The following is a 17,493-nucleotide window of genomic DNA, read 5'->3' on the forward strand; positions in this document are numbered from 1 at the left end:
CCTAGTTCGACACTGTTGTAATGAGAGAAGTCTTCAGGCTCGATATAGTTCCCGGTAGTTCCATGAAAATTTACGTCCATCCAAGTCAGTTTTGTTCAACCTCGAGAGTGTTCAAGTATTTGGCACAATTGAGGCAAATTTTTATGTGCTTGTCATGGCAGCGTTTTTCATGGGCTACCCTTTTTGAAGGGCATCCTAAAAAGTGGTGCAATATCAAACGGATGTCATGATGAAAAAGATGGTTTTCGTCAAGCGGACAGTTATGAAAGTTGAAAATTGCTGTGAATCATTTTGCTCGGTAGTCAAAAATTAACCATATGCGCCAAGCTGGCATGACGGTTTGGCGTTTCTTGTCAATTTTCCGGACGATTTTTTAACTTTTCAGCGTTTGGGGCGCCAGCTTTTCGGGGTTGATCCGTAGGCCAGTTTGAAGGCGTTGCTAAAGCTTGACGTGTTGTTGTATCCGGCAAGAAAAGCTGCCTGTCCGATGGTCATGCCGTGCTTTTCGATCGCCTGCCGGGCTTTTTCCAGCCGCTGTTTTCGTATGAAGTCGGTGACGGTCATACCGAAATATTGTTTGAAGTTGCGTTGTACAGAGCGTTTGCTTGCCCCGACCTGACGCGAAAGGCTGTCTATGGTCAGGTCTTCATCCAGATGGTTGAGGATATGGCTGCGGATTCGCTCCGCCTGATTGAAATGGCACGCCTGTCGGGTGCTGCCCCCGGGCTGCAGACGGTTTGCGACAACGAGACAGGCCTGAGCAATCAGTTCCATCCCCTTGGCCACTCTGTAAAGAGCAACACAGTCCGGAGTAGTTCCTTCCGTGAAGGGGGCGGGGGGCCGTATGACCGCTTCGGCCAGTGATGTCATCTCAGCTGTCGCTTCGGCAAGGTAGCTGCTGATCTGTTCACTTCGAAACTGTTTCAAGATCGGAGAGGCTTTACCAAGGCCGGATTCTTCCAGCCAGTTTGCGGGCAGGGACACTTTCACCTTGCGCAGGGTCTTCTCTCCAAGATGAGGCTCCGTGCGAAGGAGGCAGGGCCGATTGCGCTGGATGAGCAGCATCTGGGCTCGCCGCTCTGCACCATACCCTGCGTGAATATCGAACAGCTTGTCGTCCAGATAGAACTTCTGTTCCCCTTCCAGGAAAATCATCAACTGGAAGCAGGGGCACACCTCTTCCTTGAGGTCTCGGCTGTGATGGGTGGGCTTGCCTTCCATAAAGGCAACCGTGGCTAAGGGCAAATTGGATTTTACTCGGATCACGGACGTACCTGGCTATGCGTCATAGGTGAAAATCACCCCCACCCCTGAGGTGGCGGGAGCGAGCACTTGGCGCCTTGGCCTAAAAAAATGGCGCCGCAGCGAAAGCGTTCGAAATTTACATCACCTGTATTTCTTTTATGTTGAGTGTTGGAGTCAAGATAAAAATCCGACAATCCTGTTGCCGGGGTTCTTGGCCCATTTCCATCCAAACTTGAAGGTTCGCGGTTTTCCAATGACTTCCCATGTGTTCGACACGATAAACAACACAAAGGACCAAATCAGCCACACCACGATTCGGAGCCTGACCAGCTCCACAATCATTTTGGCAACCTTGTTGGCCAGCACCACCCTGACCACGGCTCAGGAATTGACGGAAGAGGATGTGCTCAAGGCCATCGTCGTTTCAGCCGCAGGCTCTGAGACGGACGTCAAGAATGCTCCGGCGACCGTCAGCGTCGTCACTTCAGAAGATATCGCCAAGTTGCCAGCGCAGGATGCCCGGGCGCTGCTGGAATCTGTTCCAGGTGTCACATTCAACACTTCGGGCAACCAGAAGAAGGTTCAGATACGCGGCCTCTCGGAGCGCTACACGCTGTTTCTGATCGACGGCAAGCGTGTTAATTCCGACCCCAACGTCTTCCGCGGCAACGACTACGACTCCGGATGGGTTCCCGTTGAAGCCATTGAGCGCATCGAAGTGGTGCGCGGAGCTATGTCTTCGCTTTATGGCTCGGATGCGATTGGTGGCGTGGTGAACATCATTACCAAAAGGGCTGGAAACGAATGGCACGGGTCGTTGACCAATGAAGTGACGGTTCAGGAGAACCGCAAGTCGGGGGACTATGGCCGCAGCTCCTTTTCCCTGTCCGGCCCGATTATCAAGGATCGACTGTTCCTCAAAACCTATGGCAGTTACGATATACGCGCGTCCGATGATGATGATATCAATCCCGGTCTTCAGCGGGACGGAAGCCATCTGCCCGGCTTTGCCGATAGTGACGACAAGTTCATCGATGGCACGGCGACCTGGCTCGTCAATGACAGCAATGAGATGGACTTTAACGTCGGCTATTCGAACCGTAAGGAAGATCTGACCACACTCGAGCGCAAATCTGTGGGGGTCACCCATAGAGGTGAGTATGATTTCGGCTCTTCCGAGGTGAAGGTTTATGGCGACCAAATCCACAATGACTACGGCCATGGCAACACTGCCGGTGATATGCAGCCGAACACGGCCTACAATTTCAATGCCGACGGCAAGGTGAACCATGAGGTCGATCTGATCGTGCCGCATAAGGTCACAGTCGGAGCCGCATACAAATATCAGGAAATCAATGACAAGTTCGTGCTGACCGGCAGTGGTGGATCAGAATCGTCGGTATGGCAGGCTGCCATCTTTGCCGAAGATCAGGCCGCCATTACGGATCGGTTCGAAATGACATTCGGCACACGCTTTGATAATCACGAGAAGTTCGGCTGGAATGCAAGCCCCCGTGTCTACGGCGTTTACAATCTCACCGATGCTGTGACGGTGAAGGGCGGTTGGTCGTCTTCCTTCAAGGCGCCGACATTGCTGGAAAACAGCCCAAGCTGGTATCAGGTTTCCTGTGGTGGCGGGTGCTATATGGTAGGTAGCGAGGATCTGAAGCCGGAGATCGGTTCCAGTTTTGAGGCTGGCGTATCCTATGATCAGGACCTGTTCTCTGTTGGCTTGACGGCCTTCCACAATGATATCAAGGATATGATCCCCTATCCGCCAGCCCGCACCTCCGATCTGGCCACGGCCATGACCTACGACAATTATGTCGGCCTGTCATCGGATGGCAACCCGATGTTTTCTTATGAAAACATTGATCAGGCTCGCACCATGGGGGTGGAAGCCAGTCTGACCATCCGTCCGCGCGACGATCTGACAATCAAGGCCAACTATACCTATCTGGATGCCAAGGCGATCAGTGGCGTCAAGCGGCCTCTGGCCTATCAGCCGGAGCACTCTGCAAACGTCGCAATGGATTGGCAGGCAACCGACAAGCTGACACTGGGAACCAAGGTCAATATTGTTGGCAAGCAATATACCTATGTTCCAACAGACGGCAACATGGCCAATGCCTCCAAGGCGGAGGCCTATGTCACGGCAGACCTGACCGGAGCCTATGAGGTGAATGACAATTTCACGCTGAAAGCCGGGGTGCTCAATATCGCTGACAACCAGATCTATCGTGAGGAATCGGACGATTTCAACGTTGATGGGCGGCGCTACTATTTCTCCGCCAATCTGCGCTTCTAGCTACGCTTGGACCCACCGAGCAAGCCCTTCGCCAGCTTTAGGGCTGGCGGAGGGCACCTGTCATTTATGAACGGCGGGTTCCCAAATGTCTCAGCATCATCCGGCCCAAAGAGCGGGCTGTGAAGCGGCATCAGGAAAAATTGATGATAAAATGCTTTCTGGCGGCGATCTGCCTTGTGATGGGGCTCCAGGTTTCGGGAGTATTTGCCATGACCCAATCCTCACCCATTCGACAGCATGTTGCAGTCCTCAACGAAGACCTCACAATCGCGTTGAAAGCCGCCGATGTCATCAAGGTGAAGCTCGTTGGTGCGCCGGGTGCGCTGGTAACCCTGTCTCTCGATACAGACGGAACCCCATTCGATGTAGCCTTGCGCCGCGATGGCGGAGAGCATCACCGGTCGCTTCTGCAAAAGGGCGAGGGGCGCAAGCATGTGGTGCTGCAATTGCCAGATGACCCCGCACACCTGATGATTACCGCCTCCATTGCAGGCAAGCTGACCTTGCGACAAACCGGATCGATTGCTGCCGATGACCTGAAGGCGCCGCCCAGGGATTATCTCAGCCCGAGGATTGCAACACTGGCCCAACAGCTTGCCACCAATGCATCGACAGACGCCTTCTGGCATGAGGTTGAAGCAGAGGGAACGCCACTGGTTGAAGAGGGAGAAAAGGGGAAGCCTCTTTTGACCTTTCTGTTCAGGGGAGCAAGCCGCAATGTCAAAATGCTGGGTGGACCGGCCAATGATATCTACGAGCTTGAGAGGCTTGAGCAAAGCGATGTCTGGTTCCGTAGCATTGCTGTCCCTGCGGGTAGCCTTTTCTCCTATCAACTGGCGGACAATGTGCCCGAGTTTGAGGGGCCGGCCAGAGCGCAGCGGGTGGCCATTCTGGCAACGGCCAAGGCCGACCCGTTCAATCATTTTCCATGGCCTGCAAATGCGCCAGATCCCTTCAATCAGTCATCGACCTTCCGCGTTGCCGGAGGGGACCTTGAGCCATGGCATGAGCAGGCCGCCAGCCAGCGAGGGACGCTCACACACTATCGTCTGGCAAGTGAACGACTTTCGAACTCCCGCGATATCTGGATCCACCGTTCCGCCGGGTTGGATGTCTCTAATGATACCACGCCGTTGTTGTTTGTCTTTGATGGCGAGCAATTCTTGAAGAAGGGGCTCCTTGATCGCAGCATCGACGCTCTGGTGGAATCTGGCAGGCTCCGGCCTATGGTAACGGTGTTCGTGTCCTCCATCGACAATGTCGTCCGGGCCAGAGAACTGCCCGACAGTGATGCGTTCGCCGACTTCATGGCCGATGAACTGCTGCAGTTTGTCATTGATCAGACGGGCTTGACCCCACGGGCCGACAGAACCATTCTTTCCGGTTCGAGCTTCGGTGGCCTTGGGTCCACGACTATCGCCCTTAAGCATCCGCAAGAATTCGGCGCTGTACTCTCCATGTCCGGTTCCTATTGGTGGTCTCCAGAGGGTGCGTTTCAAGGAGAAAACGCCGTAGCGCGTCGCGTTGCGACCAGTGAACACAAGCCGGTGCGCTTCTATCTTTCGTCCGGTTTGTTTGAAACCTCACGGGGGGATGGCTTTGCCAGCATTCTGGAGCCAAACCGGCATCTCGCTGATGTGTTGCTGGCCAAAGGCTATGAGGTGGAACGGGCCGAATTTCCAACTGCCCATGACATGTTCGCCTGGCGGGAAATCCTGCCACAAGGCCTGATACAGCTTGTTGGCAAGTAGGAAGACCCTTGCAACGGGTAGGGGGGGGGGAGGATAGGGAGATGTTCTGTTGAAAAGTTGAGAATTATATTCAAAATAAATTCTGCAAACACATTTTCTCCTTTTCATTCTCACATCTTACCTTATGTTGCAACTCACATTCATATTAAAATTGGCAGGTGATATTCCATCTCTGCCGTTTCCTGCAAGACAAACAGAGGATTGGAACATGACTGCACGATTGTCCCGTCTGGCAATGACATGCGCCGCCATGCTGGCGTTCGCCGCCACACAGGTTTCTGCCGCTGAGATTACGGTTGACACCGCACGAGAGCCAGTAACCTTTGCCGCGCAGCCAGAGAAGGTCGTGGTCATGGACATTGCTGCGCTCGATACCATGGATGCGCTTGGTGTGACGCCCGTCGGTGTGCCCAACAAGCTCTATGTCCAGTATCTCAACCATCTGGAGGGCAAGGCAGAACCGATTGGTAGCCTGTTTGAACCCAATTTCGAGGCCATCAACGCCCTTCAGCCCGATCTTGCCGTTATCGGTGGCCGTTCAGCCAAACAGTATGAAGCCTTGGAGAAGGTGGCTCCGACCATCGACATGACCATTTCGGGCGCAGACATGGTTGGGCAAGCCAAGAAGCGTCTTGAATCCTATGGTGCGTTGTTCAACAAGCGCGACAAGGCTGCCGAGCTGGAAATGGCGTTTGATGCCAAGCTGGCTGAAGCAAAGGCTGCGGTCAAAGGCAAGGGCAATGCCCTTATCATTCTTGCCAATGGCCCCAAGATCTCGACTTATGGAGCCAGCGGTCGCTTTGGCTGGATTCATGATGCCGTCGGTCTGCCGGAAGCCATCAGCACAATTGAAGACGCCACCCACGGCGAGGCAGTCTCCTTCGAGTTCATTCGCGATGTCAATCCGGACTGGCTGCTGGTGATCGACCGGTCCGCCGCCATCGGGGCCAGCGGGGATGCTGCGTCCACGACACTCGATAATGCCTTGGTGCATGAAACCAAGGCGTGGAAGGCCGGGCAGGTTGTCTATCTCGATGCTGCCAATATCTATATCGCCAGCGGTGGCATTCAGTCGATGACCCACACCATCAATGAAATCATCAAGGCATTTGGCGGAGCCAATCCGTCCTGATTGTTACCCACGGACCGGGCATTCGCAAGCGGTTGTCCGGTCCGTGCTGTCTCCTTTCCAGGATCCGTTGGATGGAAATGAAATGACCAAAGGCTGGCTGATTGCAATTGCCCTTTTGCTCACGGGAATAGTTGCGAGCCTTTTCGTTGGTGCGATTGATCTCGATATGAATAGCTTCTCCCGGTCAGGCGAGGGGCTCAATCTGCTTGTTGTCAGTCGTATTCCGCGCACTCTTGCCGTGCTGCTGACCGGTGCATCATTGGCGGTCGCAGGCGTCATCATGCAGATGATCGTTGCCAACCGCTTTGTCGAGCCGATGACGGCGGGGGCTGGCTCCACGGCGGCGCTCGGGGTTCTGCTGATCTCCTTCCTTCTGCCGGGGGCTTCCATCTTCATCAAGATGGCCTGTGCCTGCGTCACATCTCTGTTGGGCACCATGGTGTTTCTGGCCATGGTCCGGCGCCTGCCGCCACATCAGCCGCTGCTGGTGCCGCTGGTTGGCATAGCCTATGGCGGTGTCGTCAGTGCGCTCGTCACCTTCATCGCCTTTCAGGCAGACCTGCTGCAATATCTCGAAACTTGGTTTCTCGGGGAATTTTCCGGCATATTGCAAGGCCGTTACGAGCTGTTGTGGCTCGCTGGCGTCCTGATGCTGCTTGCCTATGTCATCGCCGATCAATTTGCCATCCTTGGGCTGGGGCAGAGTGTCAGCGTCAATCTTGGCCTCAATTATCACCAGATTGTCCGCCTTGGTCTCGTCATCGTTTCGTTGATCTCGGCCGTAACCGTGGTCACGGTCGGGATCATCCCCTTCGTCGGACTGGTCGTGCCAAATATTGTCAGCCGCTGGCTGGGCGATAACCTGCGCCGCACCCTGCCGGTCACAGCGATGATGGGCGGTGGGCTGGTGCTGCTGTCCGATCTTGTCGGGCGTCTGGTGCGGCATCCGTTCGAGATACCCGCAGCCACGATCTTCGGTGTCCTCGGGGCGTTGCTGTTCCTGTGGCTGCTATATTTTCCACCCAAAAGCAAAGGGGTGGCATGCCTGCGAGATAAGGAGCGCGCGCGATGATCGCTCGACGACTGGCATTGCTTCTTTGCCTCTATGGCTTGTTTTCTGTTGCCTTCCTCACGGTCAATGCCCGCGGCAACTGGGACTTTGTGTTGTGGTTTCGCGGAACGAAGCTGCTCGGCATCAGCCTTGTCGCTGTTGCCATCGCCGTTGCCACGGTGCTGTTCCAGACCCTCACGCACAACCGCATCCTGACGCCATCCCTGATGGGGTTTGACGCGCTCTATGCGTTGTTGCAAACCGTGCTCGTCTTCACGCTCGGCGGATTTGGCTTTTCCCAGCTGTCCGCGCAGACATCCTTCTTTTCCTCCTTCACCATCATGATGGTGGCCTCGCTGCTGCTGTTTGGCTCACTGCTGGGCAAGTCGGTTGATGGCAGGCGTGAGGATATTCACCGACTGTTGCTGACAGGCATCATTTTCGGTGTGCTCTTCCGGTCATTCAGTTCCTTTCTGCAACGCCTCATCGATCCCAATGACTTCGTCGTTGCTGCGACCTCTGCGATGGCCAGTTTCAACTCCATCAATGCAGACCTTCTGCTGGTCAGCAGCCTGATGATTGCTGCGGCGCTGGTGGCAACCTGGCGGATGCGGTTTGACCTCGACGTCATGGCACTCGGGCGTGATGCTGCGGTCAATCTCGGTGTTCACTACAAGCGACAGGTCTACGCAATGCTGGTAATTATCGCAGCGCTGGTGTCGGTATCAACGGCACTGGTCGGGCCGGTGGCCTTCTTCGGGCTGCTGGTCAGTAATCTGACCTATCAGCTTCTGCCAACCCATCGTCACGCTATCCTGCTGCCAGCAGCCTCTCTGCTTTCGGCCTGTGTTCTGATCGGCGGGCAGGTGGTTCTGGAACAGGTGCTCAATCTCTCGACGCCGCTCAGCGTGATTGTCGAGTTTCTGGGAGGCCTCACATTCCTGATCCTGATTCTCAAAGGACGAAACAGATGATCAACATCCAGTCGGTGAGCCATTCCATTCAGGGGCAGACGATCCTCAGTGATATTTCCCTTTCGCTGCCCAAGGGCAAGCTCTCCGCATTGATCGGGCCGAACGGGGCGGGGAAGTCGACCCTGTTGTCGCTAATCGCCCGTCTGCATGCCTTGCAACATGGGGTGATCACGGTTGATGGTCTTGATGTCAGCAAGACACCGAGCCGGACACTGGCCAGAAAACTCGCCATTCTCAGCCAGTCCAACACATTGGCTTCGCGTCTGACGGTGCGGGATCTCGTCTCTTTTGGCCGTTTCCCTCATCACAACGGCAGGCCGGGCGCAGAGGACAAGAACAAGGTTGACGAGGCGATTGCAGCGCTTGGGCTCGGCGAGATTGCGCACCGGTTCCTTGATGAAATATCCGGTGGCCAACGACAGAAGGCCTTTGTTGCCATGGCCTATGCGCAGGATACCGACTATCTGTTGCTCGACGAGCCGCTCAACAATCTCGACATGAAGAGCGCCCGTGCGCTGATGCAGACACTGCACGAGCTCTCGGAGCAAAGCGGAAAGACGATTGTCGTCGTGCTGCATGAAATCAACTACGCCGCTCTCTACGCCGACTGGATCGTTGGGCTTCGCGATGGAAAGTTGATCGCCAATGGCCCCACGCATGACATTCTGACTTCAGAGACGATTGAGACGATTTTTGATTTCGAGGCTGAAATCCATCAGATCGGCGATCAGAAACTGGTCATGCACTACCGTTAGGTCTGGCCAAGCATCTGTCTCTGTTGGGGCTGGCAAGTGTGGCGCTTTGGCCTAATCATTTGGCGCATTGGCGCAAGTTTATAAACTTGAATACATTACTCAACAAATAGTATTGTGTCGGAAGTCTTTGCTCTGATTGGCTTTAGCGCAGGCTGGCGGGTCGGAGTGCGAAAGCGCCATCGGGATTTTCCCGTGAGCAGCAGAACCAGTGCCCCAAGCGCTGGCGCTCAGACGTTGGCCGTTTCATCGATAACGACAGATTGGAGTTTCGCCCGCATGGTTTGTCGCCAGTCCATTCTTTTTGGTCTTTGCTGCTCATTGCTGATAGGAGGCACTACCGGTGCCAACGCTGCGGCGTACGGAGTGGGGGAGAAAAATCCTTCCATTTCCATTGAATTGAACAACGCTCAGCCCGTTGATAATGCGTGTCGTTTGTCATTCCTCATACAGAATGATCTCGGCTCTCCGCTTGATGCGATGAGCCTTGAGATTGTTATTCTCGATAACGCAGGTCTCGTTCAGGATCTGATGGTCCTGAGCACCGGGGCGCTGGCAAAGGACAAACGGCGTCTGCGTCAGTTCGACTTGCCCGGAGGCGGATGTGAGGATCTTGGCGAAATCCTGATCAACGATGTCGCCGACTGTCAGGGGGAGGCCGTGACAAAAGACGTCTGTCTCAAGGCGCTGGAACCTTCCTCCAAGACCCAGATAAAGCTTGGTCTCTGAGCTGCTCAAACCCGAATTTGCCTTACTGGAATAGATACCAATCATGCCCACCACACTCTCTGAAACCCCGACAATCACAACACCTGACCTTGTCGATGGTGCAACATCACCAGTGGCCCCGGCACCCGTGGCGGCTGATGTCGGGTTTGACCCCCATGCCGTAGTGGAGCAGGTAAGAGCCATGATCGACATGGGCGGCCCGGTGGTCATGCTGCTTGTGGTGCTGTCGGTTCTGTCGTTGGCGGTCATCCTGTACAAGCTCTGGCAATTTTCGCTGATCGGGGTTGGGCGTCACGGGCGGGCTCGCAAAGCCCTGATGCTATGGCAGGCGGGCAGTAAGGACGAGGCGCTGTCGTTGCTTGACAAGGGCAAGTCACCTGCGACCATCGTCGTTGCCCATGCCATGCGCGGGCAGATGCATCATGCGGACAAGCCTGAGCTGATACGCGAGGATATCGAGCGGGTGGCGCTTTTGTCCCTGTCTCGCACCCGGGTCATGTTGCGGTTTCTGGAAACCGTCGGGCAGATTTCGCCGCTGTTGGGGCTATTCGGCACTGTGATAGGCATGATTGAAGCCTTCCAGCGCCTGCAGGAGGCTGGGGCGACTGTTGATCCATCCGTTCTTGCTGGGGGGATCTGGGTCGCACTTTTGACGACGGCCGTGGGGTTGGCCGTCGCCATCCCGGCCAGCCTGTTTGCCGACTGGTTCACCACTCGCGTCGAACGTGAGCAGAGTGTGATGGAAGAGCTGGCCACCGCCGTGTTGACCGGACAGATCACGGATAAGGTCGTGACCGGGAAAGGTTCGTTATCAAGTCATCAGGCGGAGCTGATTCATGCGTCTTGAAGCCACGCGCAAACGACGCTCCATCGTCGGGCTGACTTCGTTGATCGACGTGATTTTTCTGCTCCTGCTGTTCTTCATGCTGTCTTCCACCTTCTCGCGCTACAGTGAGCTTGATCTGGGTGTCGCAGGGGTAGGGACAGGGCGTGGGCAAACGCCAAAACTGATCATTTCCGTCTCAACGGAAGAGGGTGTCCGCCTCAATGGCAAGGTCGCAGACCTGTCGGATCCGGATGTCGCACTGGCTCCCTTCATTGCAGAAGGCGTCACCTCGGCAGTTGTTGTGCCCAAGGGGGATGTCAAACTGCAGACGCTGGTGTCCCTGTTGCAGAACCTCAGGAACAGCCAATTGAAATCTGTGTCTCTAGCCAATTGAAGCGAGGAGGCCCAAGCCATCTGGCCGGGGTATCAGCATGCGCATGCACAAGGCGAAAGCCCACAAGAAAATTCTGCCGGATAATACCATCCCGCTGATCAACATCGTCTTCCTGATGCTGATCTTCTTTCTGATCGCCGGAACGGTTGCTCCACCGGTGACCCCGGAGTTGACCCCACCCAGCGCCCGGACCCTGCCGGATGTCCCACCCGCAGGCAATGCGATTGAGATCCTTGCGGACGGGACGCTTGTCCATCGCGGAGAGCGACTTGCGCTGGATGACATTCTGGCGCTTTTTCCCGCCCCGATGCCCAGTGAGAAGCCGGAGGACGCCCCGGTTGGTGCCCCGGGCGACACTTTGCAAATTCTGGCAGACAAGGATCTGCAAGCCTCCGTTTTGATGCCGATTTTGCAGGCCTTCCGGGCAGCAGGGCACAAGAAGATTCGCCTTATAACATTGCAAGAGAGGAACTGATGCGATCGTCAGGTTTGTTACTGTTCATCGCTCTCTCTCTTGTCGTGCATGGGGTTGGAGCGTGGTATTTTGTCAAGGACCCGGAGGTGATCAGGGAAGAGCGCGGGGCAGGGGTTGCGGCGCTTGAGATTGGCGGTCTGTTTGATTCCGTCGCTCAGGATGCGGTGGAGTCCGCAGCCATCGAGCCTGTCCCGTCTCAGGCCCGGGTGGTCAAGCCAACAACAGCCACCCCGGTTGAGCCCATTGCGCCCGTTCGAGCAAGCCCTGCTCCCGTTGTGCCGCAGCAGGCCGTGGAGGTTCCGATAGAGGAACTGGCGGCCAATGACGCTTTGTCCGAGCCGGATATCCTGAAACCACGGGAAGCCAAGACCGTAGAGCCAGAGCAGCTTGAACCTTCTGAGACACAAAAGATGGAAGCCCGAGAGCCGGACGCGCGGGCCGTTGAAACCATAAAGCCGGTTGAAGCCCCAAAGGCGATTGCCGAACTACCGCAGATCAAGCCAAAACCTCCTGTGAAGGCTAGCCGGGCAAAGACGCCACGCAACGAACAACAGGCAACCGTAGCGTCTCGCCGTGGAGGCAATGTGGCCAGTGACAAGGGGCAGAAAGGTGCAACTGGTGGCAACGGTGGCAAGGGAGCGTCCAACGGCAACGCCGAGACCTCCAACTACATGGGCAAGGTCCGTTCCCGTGTAGCCAGCAAGAAGCGCTATCCCAACGCCGCGCGGCGAAGGGGGGAGACCGGAACGGCGGTCATCCGGTTTGTCGTGGCCCGGAATGGAGCAATGAGCGGCCTCAATCTGGTGCGGTCTTCCGGCAGCGCGATACTCGATGAGGCCGCCCTTTCGATGGCGCAACGGGCCGCTCCCTTCCCGACAATCCCCGCTTCAAGCGGCAAGGCGAGTATCAGCTTCACGCTGCCCATCAGCTTCGCCAAAAACTGAAAGCCTGCCCGGACATGACCGCCCGGTAGGCAACAAAGCCAAGGGTTTCCCGCCGCCATGCTGCGACGAAAGACCGCCCTTGCCAGCCTTTGGAAGGCGCTTGAAAATCAAGCCCTTGGTGTTCAATGGGCGGTGGGCTGACTTTTTGCTAATATGGTCATCATCAAGCATTTCATATGGTCGATTACAATCGGTTACCTTCGGATACCATTTGCCTCTTTTGTGCGCTCAGTTGTTCGCGTAATTTCTAATATATAAAAATATATCCGGTTACGGGTCTCGATTCGTCTGTTTTTCGACACATCAAAGAGCTTGATCATGAGCATACTCAAAAAAGCACTCCTGCTTCCCCCCGTTTTGATTGCCATCGCCATAACCATGGCATCCGCCCAGAATACCAAGCCCCCGCAAGCAGCGACCGATGTCAAGGAAAAGGCAACTCCGGTCAAGGTCATCGGCGTCAAGGCCGTGACGGCGGTTCCTTTCGTCTCCGGATATGGCAAGGTTCAGCCGGATCGAACCTGGGATGCAGTTGCGCAGGTCGCCGGGCCAGTGGTCTGGACAGCGGACAAGCTCAGAAGTGGCTTGCTGATCCCTGCCGGAACAAGCCTCCTGAAGATAGACGAGCGAGAATACCAGTTGAGCCTTGCCCAGATCGACGCCCAGATCGAGGCGCTCAACGCCAAGGACGAGACGACAAAGGCATCCCTCAAGATCGAGGAACGGGCTTCGCTGTTGCTGCAGGATGATCTTGATCGCAAGAAACAATTGATGGCGAAGGGCTCGGCTTCTCAAGCCATCGTCGACACGGCGGAAAGGGCCTCCCTCACGCAGGATGCAAAGGTGCAGACGTTGGTCAGCACGCTCAAGTTGAACGCCGCCGAGCGCAAGGTCCTGTTGCAACAAAAGGAAATTGCCGCGCTTGATCTCGAACGAACCGAACTGAAGGCGCCGTTCGACGTGCGGCTCAATACCGTCGATATCTCGCTGGGGCAATATGTCAACAAGGGCCAGCAACTGTTTTCGGGTGATGGCATATCGGTCGCCGAAGTGGTCGCCCAGTTCCCGATCGGGGCCCTGAGTTCGCTGTTCAACAAGCCGGGTGAGACGGGCAGCCCTCTGGCCTCGCTGGAGGCGGGCAGTGATGGCACATCGGACCGTCATGATGCCATCAAAGCAAAGGTTGTCTTGCGGACGCCGCGCAACGATATCGTCTGGGACGCCAAACTCGATCGGGTCACCGCTGCGATGGACCCGAAAACCCGGACGCGCGGCATCGTGCTGACGGTGAGTGATCCCTATGGTCAGGCCACGCCGGGACAGCGCCCGCCGCTGGTGCGCGATACCGCAGTCGAGGTCATCCTGCAGGGGCAGCCGAAGAAGGACAAGATTGCCATTCCCGCTTCGGCCATTCGCAAGGGCACGGTGATGGTTGTCGACGCCGAGAAACGGCTGCATTTCAAGCCGGTCAAGGTCGCCTATATTCAGGGGGATATCGCTGTGTTGGCCTCCGGGCTGGAACCGAACGAGAAACTGGTGGTCTCTGATCTGCCCGCGCCGGTAGATGGCATGCTGGTTGGTCCCAAGCCGGACAAGGCGCTGCTTGAACGCGTGATGGCTGAAGCCTCCGGTAAAGCTGCTAGCAAAGGGACCAAATAGTCATGATCCGCTATTTTGCCAAGCATCCCACGGCAGCGAACCTGCTGATGGTCGCCATATTGCTGGTCGGTGCCCTGTCTCTGCCAAAACTGCAGCGGGATACCTTTCCCGAAACCGATCCGACGCAGGTTGAAGTCCGCGTTTCCTATCCCGGTGCAACGGCGCTGGATGTCGAGGAGGCCGTCTGTCTCCGCTTCGAAGAGGCGCTTGGCGTCATTCCCGACAAGCTGGAAATGACCTGCGAGGCCCGTGAAAACCTCGCCATCGCGGTCGTGACCATGATCGAAGGGCGGGATTTCGACACCTTCTACAACGACATCAAGAGCGAGATCGAGGCGATCACCGGTTTTCCCGAAAACGTGGAACGCCCGACGGTCACCAAGATGGAACGCACGGCAACGATTGCGACAATCGCCATCACCGGTATTGATGATCCGCAGAGCCTGTTTGCCTATGCCGACAAGGTGCTGTCCCGCGTGATGCGCAACAAGCAGATTGCGCAGGCCACGATGAAAGGCTTTGCCGATCCGTTGATCGATGTGCGGGTCGATGAAACTGCCCTCAGGGATCTCGGCCTCAGCATTCCCGATGTTGCCAACGCGATCAAGGCGCAAAGCGTTGATCTTCCGGCTGGCACGCTGGAAACCAAAAGCGGGGATCTGGTGTTGCGCTATGCCGACCAGCGCCGCAAGCCGCGCGAGTTTGGCGAAATTGTCATCAAGAGTTCGGCCGATGGCGGCATTGTCCGCCTCAAGGATATCGCAACGATTTCCAAGCAGTTCGAGTTTGCCGAAGACAAGGTAACCTTCAACGGCAAGCGCGCCGCTCTTATCGAAATCGCCAAGACACCCAGTCAGGACACCCTGAAGGTCAAGGCCATCATCGATGATATCCTTGCCAAGGAAAAGACCATGGCGCCTCCGGGTGTCAGTCTCGACATCTCGCAGGATGTGTCGCCCAACATTGTCGATCGCCTGAGGATTCTGACGTCCAATGGCATTCAGGGGCTAGTGCTGGTGTTCCTGACGATGTGGCTGTTCTTCTCGTTGCGGTATAGTTTCTGGGTTGCGATGGGCCTGCCGGTGTCCTTCCTTGGCGCAATCTTTGCCATGAATGGACTGGGCTATACGCTCAATACCATGACCATGGTCGGGCTGATCGTCTCCACAGGTTTGTTGATGGACGATGCGATCGTCATTTCGGAGAATATCGGCGCGCGCCTCAAGAGGGGGGAAAAGGAACTCGATGCTGCGGTCAAGGGCACCATGCAGGTGTTGCCGAGCGTCATCTCGTCCTTCCTGACAACGATCCTGATCGTTGGGCCACTGGCGCTCATGGCAGGCAAGATCGGCGCCGTTCTCAAGGTGATGCCGGTCATTCTTGTGATCACGCTGGCAATCAGCCTCATCGAAGCCTTCCTGATCCTGCCATCCCACCTCTATCATTCGCTCTCCAAACAGGGCGCACGGAAGCAGTCCCGGTTCCATGCAGCCTTTGAACGAGGGTTCGAGGCCTTCCGGAATGGCGTGTTCGGGCGGGCAATCGACTGGGCCATTTCCTGGCGTTACCTCACCACTGGCGTGATCATCGCTATGCTGATTCTCGCCTATGTGCCCTTTGCCAACGGGATGCTGAAGTTTCGCTCCTTCCCGACGCTGGAAAGCGATACCATTCAGGCCCGCATCCTGATGCCGCAGGGCACGACGCTGGATGAAACGGAAGTTGCCGTCCAGCAGGTTGTGACCGCACTTGGCAAGGTGAACGAAGAGTTCAAGCCAATGCAGCAGGAAGGCCGCGATCTGGTCCAGAATGTGCTCGTCTATTATGGCGTCAATGTTGATGCCAACGAGAAAGGGCCGCATCTGGCTACCATCAGCGCCGATCTCATCCGCGCTCAGGACCGCAAAGGTTCCCTGCAGGCCATGCTCTCCCAATGGCGCAAGCTCACCGGACCGGTGCCGGGCAGTCTGGCCATGAAATTTACCGACAAGGAACGCGGCGTGGCAGGCAATGCCATCGATATTCGCTTGCAAGGTGGTGATCTTGGCGAGATCAAGGATGCCGGTGATGCCCTCAAGGCATTTCTCGCGGGCTACGACGGGGTCGTCGATGTACTCGATGACCTGCGCCCGGGCAAACCGGAGTTTATCATCAAGCTGCATGACGACGCTGGCGGACTAGGACTGACAGCCAAGACGGTATCAGAAGAATTGCGCTCCATCGTGCAAGGCAATACCGGCCTAGAAATCCAGACCGGGCGCTATGGCGTCGACGTCCGTGTGCGCCTCGCCGAGGGAACGATCGACAGCCGCGGCGGGATCAATGCGCTTTACGTCACCGCCTCTGACGGTTCCAAGATCCCACTGGCAACGGTTGCTGACATCACCGAGAGCCGCGGTTATGCGCGCATCAACCGCGTCGACGGGCAAAGGACTGTTTCCGTGATCGGAGCCATCCGGCCAACGGTCGTCAACGCCCGTGAGCTGATGATGGAGGTGAAGACCCGGTTCGCACCGGAACTCAAGAAGCAGTTCCCGGGCGTGACGATGGCCTTCAACGGGCAAGGCAAGGAAGCAGCAACAACCGGCGGGTCACTGCTGACCAATTTCTACATCGGCATGGCCTTCGTTTTCATCCTTCTGAGCTTCCAGTTCCACAGCTACATCCTGCCATTTGTTGTGATGGCCGCGATTCCGCTGGGCGCCATCGGCATGGTGATCGGCCATCTGTTGATGGGGCTGGATATTTCCATTCCGAGCCTCGTCGGGTTGGCAACCCTGTCCGGTGTTGTGGTCAACAACTCGATTCTGCTTGTATCCTTCATCTATGAAGAGATGGAGGCCGGACACGATGTGATGGAGGCGACCAAGAAAGCGGCCAAGGCCCGTCTGAGGGCCGTGGTGCTCACGTCGCTTACGACGATTGCCGGGCTTCTGCCTCTGCTGGCTGAAACCAGCACGCAGGCGCAGTTCCTGATCCCGCTTGTCAACAGCCTTGCCTTTGGCCTGCTGACGGCAACCATCCTGTCGCTGTTCCTCGTGCCTAGCCTGTTCGCGATCCTTACGGATTTCGGCTTTGGCCGCAAGAAGGCACAGTAGGCGTCAGGGCGCATCGTTTGAAATGAAACAACCGGCAGGCTTCGCGGTCTGCCGGTTGTTTATATTTGGGCGGGCCATTCGTTTGGGGTTGCCCCTTGTGATCTTTGCAAAAGAAAAAGTGGCTTGATGGGTCAAGCCACTCTGAAGTTGGTCTA

The 17,493-nt window shown here is 56.3% G+C and carries 14 protein-coding genes; 13 read left to right on the forward strand and 1 reads right to left on the reverse strand.

Annotation, left to right across the window (positions count from 1 at the left end; all coding sequences use genetic code 11):
- Window positions 1–381: 381 nt before the first annotated feature.
- Window positions 382–1,221, reverse strand: a complete 840-nt coding sequence (locus DSL70_RS14940; RefSeq protein WP_119308731.1) for a helix-turn-helix domain-containing protein — start codon at window positions 1,219–1,221, stop codon at window positions 382–384.
- A gap of 379 nt (window positions 1,222–1,600) precedes the next feature.
- On the opposite strand from DSL70_RS14940, the gene DSL70_RS14945 reads away from it, so the two are divergent.
- The 13 genes from DSL70_RS14945 to DSL70_RS15005 all read left to right on the forward strand — a co-directional run bounded on the left by DSL70_RS14945 (window position 1,601) and on the right by DSL70_RS15005 (window position 17,338).
- A complete protein-coding gene (locus DSL70_RS14945) occupies window positions 1,601–3,553 on the forward strand; it encodes a TonB-dependent receptor domain-containing protein (RefSeq protein WP_205563275.1) in 1,953 nt (650 codons plus the stop codon).
- A 209-nt stretch (window positions 3,554–3,762) separates the two neighbouring features.
- Entirely contained in the window at window positions 3,763–5,304 is a 1,542-nt protein-coding gene (locus tag DSL70_RS14950) for an alpha/beta hydrolase-fold protein (protein WP_162916724.1), read from the forward strand.
- A gap of 208 nt (window positions 5,305–5,512) precedes the next feature.
- Window positions 5,513–6,436 (forward strand): siderophore ABC transporter substrate-binding protein, encoded by a 924-nt coding sequence (locus DSL70_RS14955; protein ID WP_245418228.1) that lies wholly within the window; start codon window positions 5,513–5,515, stop codon window positions 6,434–6,436.
- 82 nt (window positions 6,437–6,518) lie between these two features.
- Window positions 6,519–7,508 (forward strand): ABC transporter permease, encoded by a 990-nt coding sequence (locus DSL70_RS14960; RefSeq protein WP_119308734.1) that lies wholly within the window; start codon window positions 6,519–6,521, stop codon window positions 7,506–7,508.
- Window positions 7,508–8,461, forward strand: coding sequence for an iron chelate uptake ABC transporter family permease subunit (locus DSL70_RS14965; RefSeq protein ID WP_205563284.1), 954 nt, complete (start codon window positions 7,508–7,510; stop codon window positions 8,459–8,461). Before DSL70_RS14960 ends, DSL70_RS14965 begins: the two co-directional genes overlap by 1 nt.
- A complete protein-coding gene (locus tag DSL70_RS14970) occupies window positions 8,458–9,216 on the forward strand; it encodes an iron ABC transporter ATP-binding protein (protein ID WP_119308736.1) in 759 nt (252 codons plus the stop codon). Before DSL70_RS14965 ends, DSL70_RS14970 begins: the two co-directional genes overlap by 4 nt.
- A gap of 432 nt (window positions 9,217–9,648) precedes the next feature.
- Window positions 9,649–9,942 carry a hypothetical protein gene (locus tag DSL70_RS22280; protein ID WP_162916726.1) on the forward strand — a complete coding sequence of 98 codons (294 nt, stop codon included), beginning with the start codon at window positions 9,649–9,651 and terminating at the stop codon, window positions 9,940–9,942.
- Between the two features lie 43 nt (window positions 9,943–9,985).
- Window positions 9,986–10,789 (forward strand): MotA/TolQ/ExbB proton channel family protein, encoded by an 804-nt coding sequence (locus DSL70_RS14980; RefSeq protein ID WP_119308738.1) that lies wholly within the window; start codon window positions 9,986–9,988, stop codon window positions 10,787–10,789.
- On the forward strand, window positions 10,779–11,162 hold the full coding sequence (locus DSL70_RS14985; RefSeq protein ID WP_119308739.1) for an ExbD/TolR family protein: 384 nt from the start codon (window positions 10,779–10,781) through the stop codon (window positions 11,160–11,162). Before DSL70_RS14980 ends, DSL70_RS14985 begins: the two co-directional genes overlap by 11 nt.
- A gap of 37 nt (window positions 11,163–11,199) precedes the next feature.
- Entirely contained in the window at window positions 11,200–11,637 is a 438-nt protein-coding gene (locus tag DSL70_RS14990) for an ExbD/TolR family protein (protein ID WP_119308740.1), read from the forward strand.
- The gene (locus DSL70_RS14995; protein ID WP_119308741.1) at window positions 11,637–12,581 is read left to right on the forward strand and encodes an energy transducer TonB; all 945 of its coding nucleotides are present in this window, start codon (window positions 11,637–11,639) and stop codon (window positions 12,579–12,581) included. Before DSL70_RS14990 ends, DSL70_RS14995 begins: the two co-directional genes overlap by 1 nt.
- Before the next feature lie 318 nt (window positions 12,582–12,899).
- Window positions 12,900–14,240, forward strand: coding sequence for an efflux RND transporter periplasmic adaptor subunit (locus DSL70_RS15000; protein WP_119308742.1), 1,341 nt, complete (start codon window positions 12,900–12,902; stop codon window positions 14,238–14,240).
- Between the two features lie 2 nt (window positions 14,241–14,242).
- The gene (locus DSL70_RS15005) at window positions 14,243–17,338 is read left to right on the forward strand and encodes an efflux RND transporter permease subunit (protein ID WP_119308743.1); all 3,096 of its coding nucleotides are present in this window, start codon (window positions 14,243–14,245) and stop codon (window positions 17,336–17,338) included.
- Window positions 17,339–17,493: the final 155 nt, after the last annotated feature.

This window comes from Cohaesibacter haloalkalitolerans (assembly GCF_003574655.1).
Taxonomy (GTDB): Bacteria; Pseudomonadota; Alphaproteobacteria; order Rhizobiales; family Cohaesibacteraceae; genus Cohaesibacter; species Cohaesibacter haloalkalitolerans.

Coding starts and splice junctions, on each gene's coding strand:
- DSL70_RS14940 (WP_119308731.1), bottom strand. CDS start 1,221: ATGGAAGGCAAGCCCACCCATCACAGCCGAGACCTCAAGGAAGAGGTG.
- DSL70_RS14950 (WP_162916724.1), top strand. CDS start 3,763: ATGACCCAATCCTCACCCATTCGACAGCATGTTGCAGTCCTCAACGAA.
- DSL70_RS14955 (WP_245418228.1), top strand. CDS start 5,513: ATGACTGCACGATTGTCCCGTCTGGCAATGACATGCGCCGCCATGCTG.
- DSL70_RS14960 (WP_119308734.1), top strand. CDS start 6,519: ATGACCAAAGGCTGGCTGATTGCAATTGCCCTTTTGCTCACGGGAATA.
- DSL70_RS14970 (WP_119308736.1), top strand. CDS start 8,458: ATGATCAACATCCAGTCGGTGAGCCATTCCATTCAGGGGCAGACGATC.
- DSL70_RS14980 (WP_119308738.1), top strand. CDS start 9,986: ATGCCCACCACACTCTCTGAAACCCCGACAATCACAACACCTGACCTT.
- DSL70_RS14985 (WP_119308739.1), top strand. CDS start 10,779: ATGCGTCTTGAAGCCACGCGCAAACGACGCTCCATCGTCGGGCTGACT.
- DSL70_RS14990 (WP_119308740.1), top strand. CDS start 11,200: ATGCGCATGCACAAGGCGAAAGCCCACAAGAAAATTCTGCCGGATAAT.
- DSL70_RS14995 (WP_119308741.1), top strand. CDS start 11,637: ATGCGATCGTCAGGTTTGTTACTGTTCATCGCTCTCTCTCTTGTCGTG.
- DSL70_RS15000 (WP_119308742.1), top strand. CDS start 12,900: ATGAGCATACTCAAAAAAGCACTCCTGCTTCCCCCCGTTTTGATTGCC.
- DSL70_RS15005 (WP_119308743.1), top strand. CDS start 14,243: ATGATCCGCTATTTTGCCAAGCATCCCACGGCAGCGAACCTGCTGATG.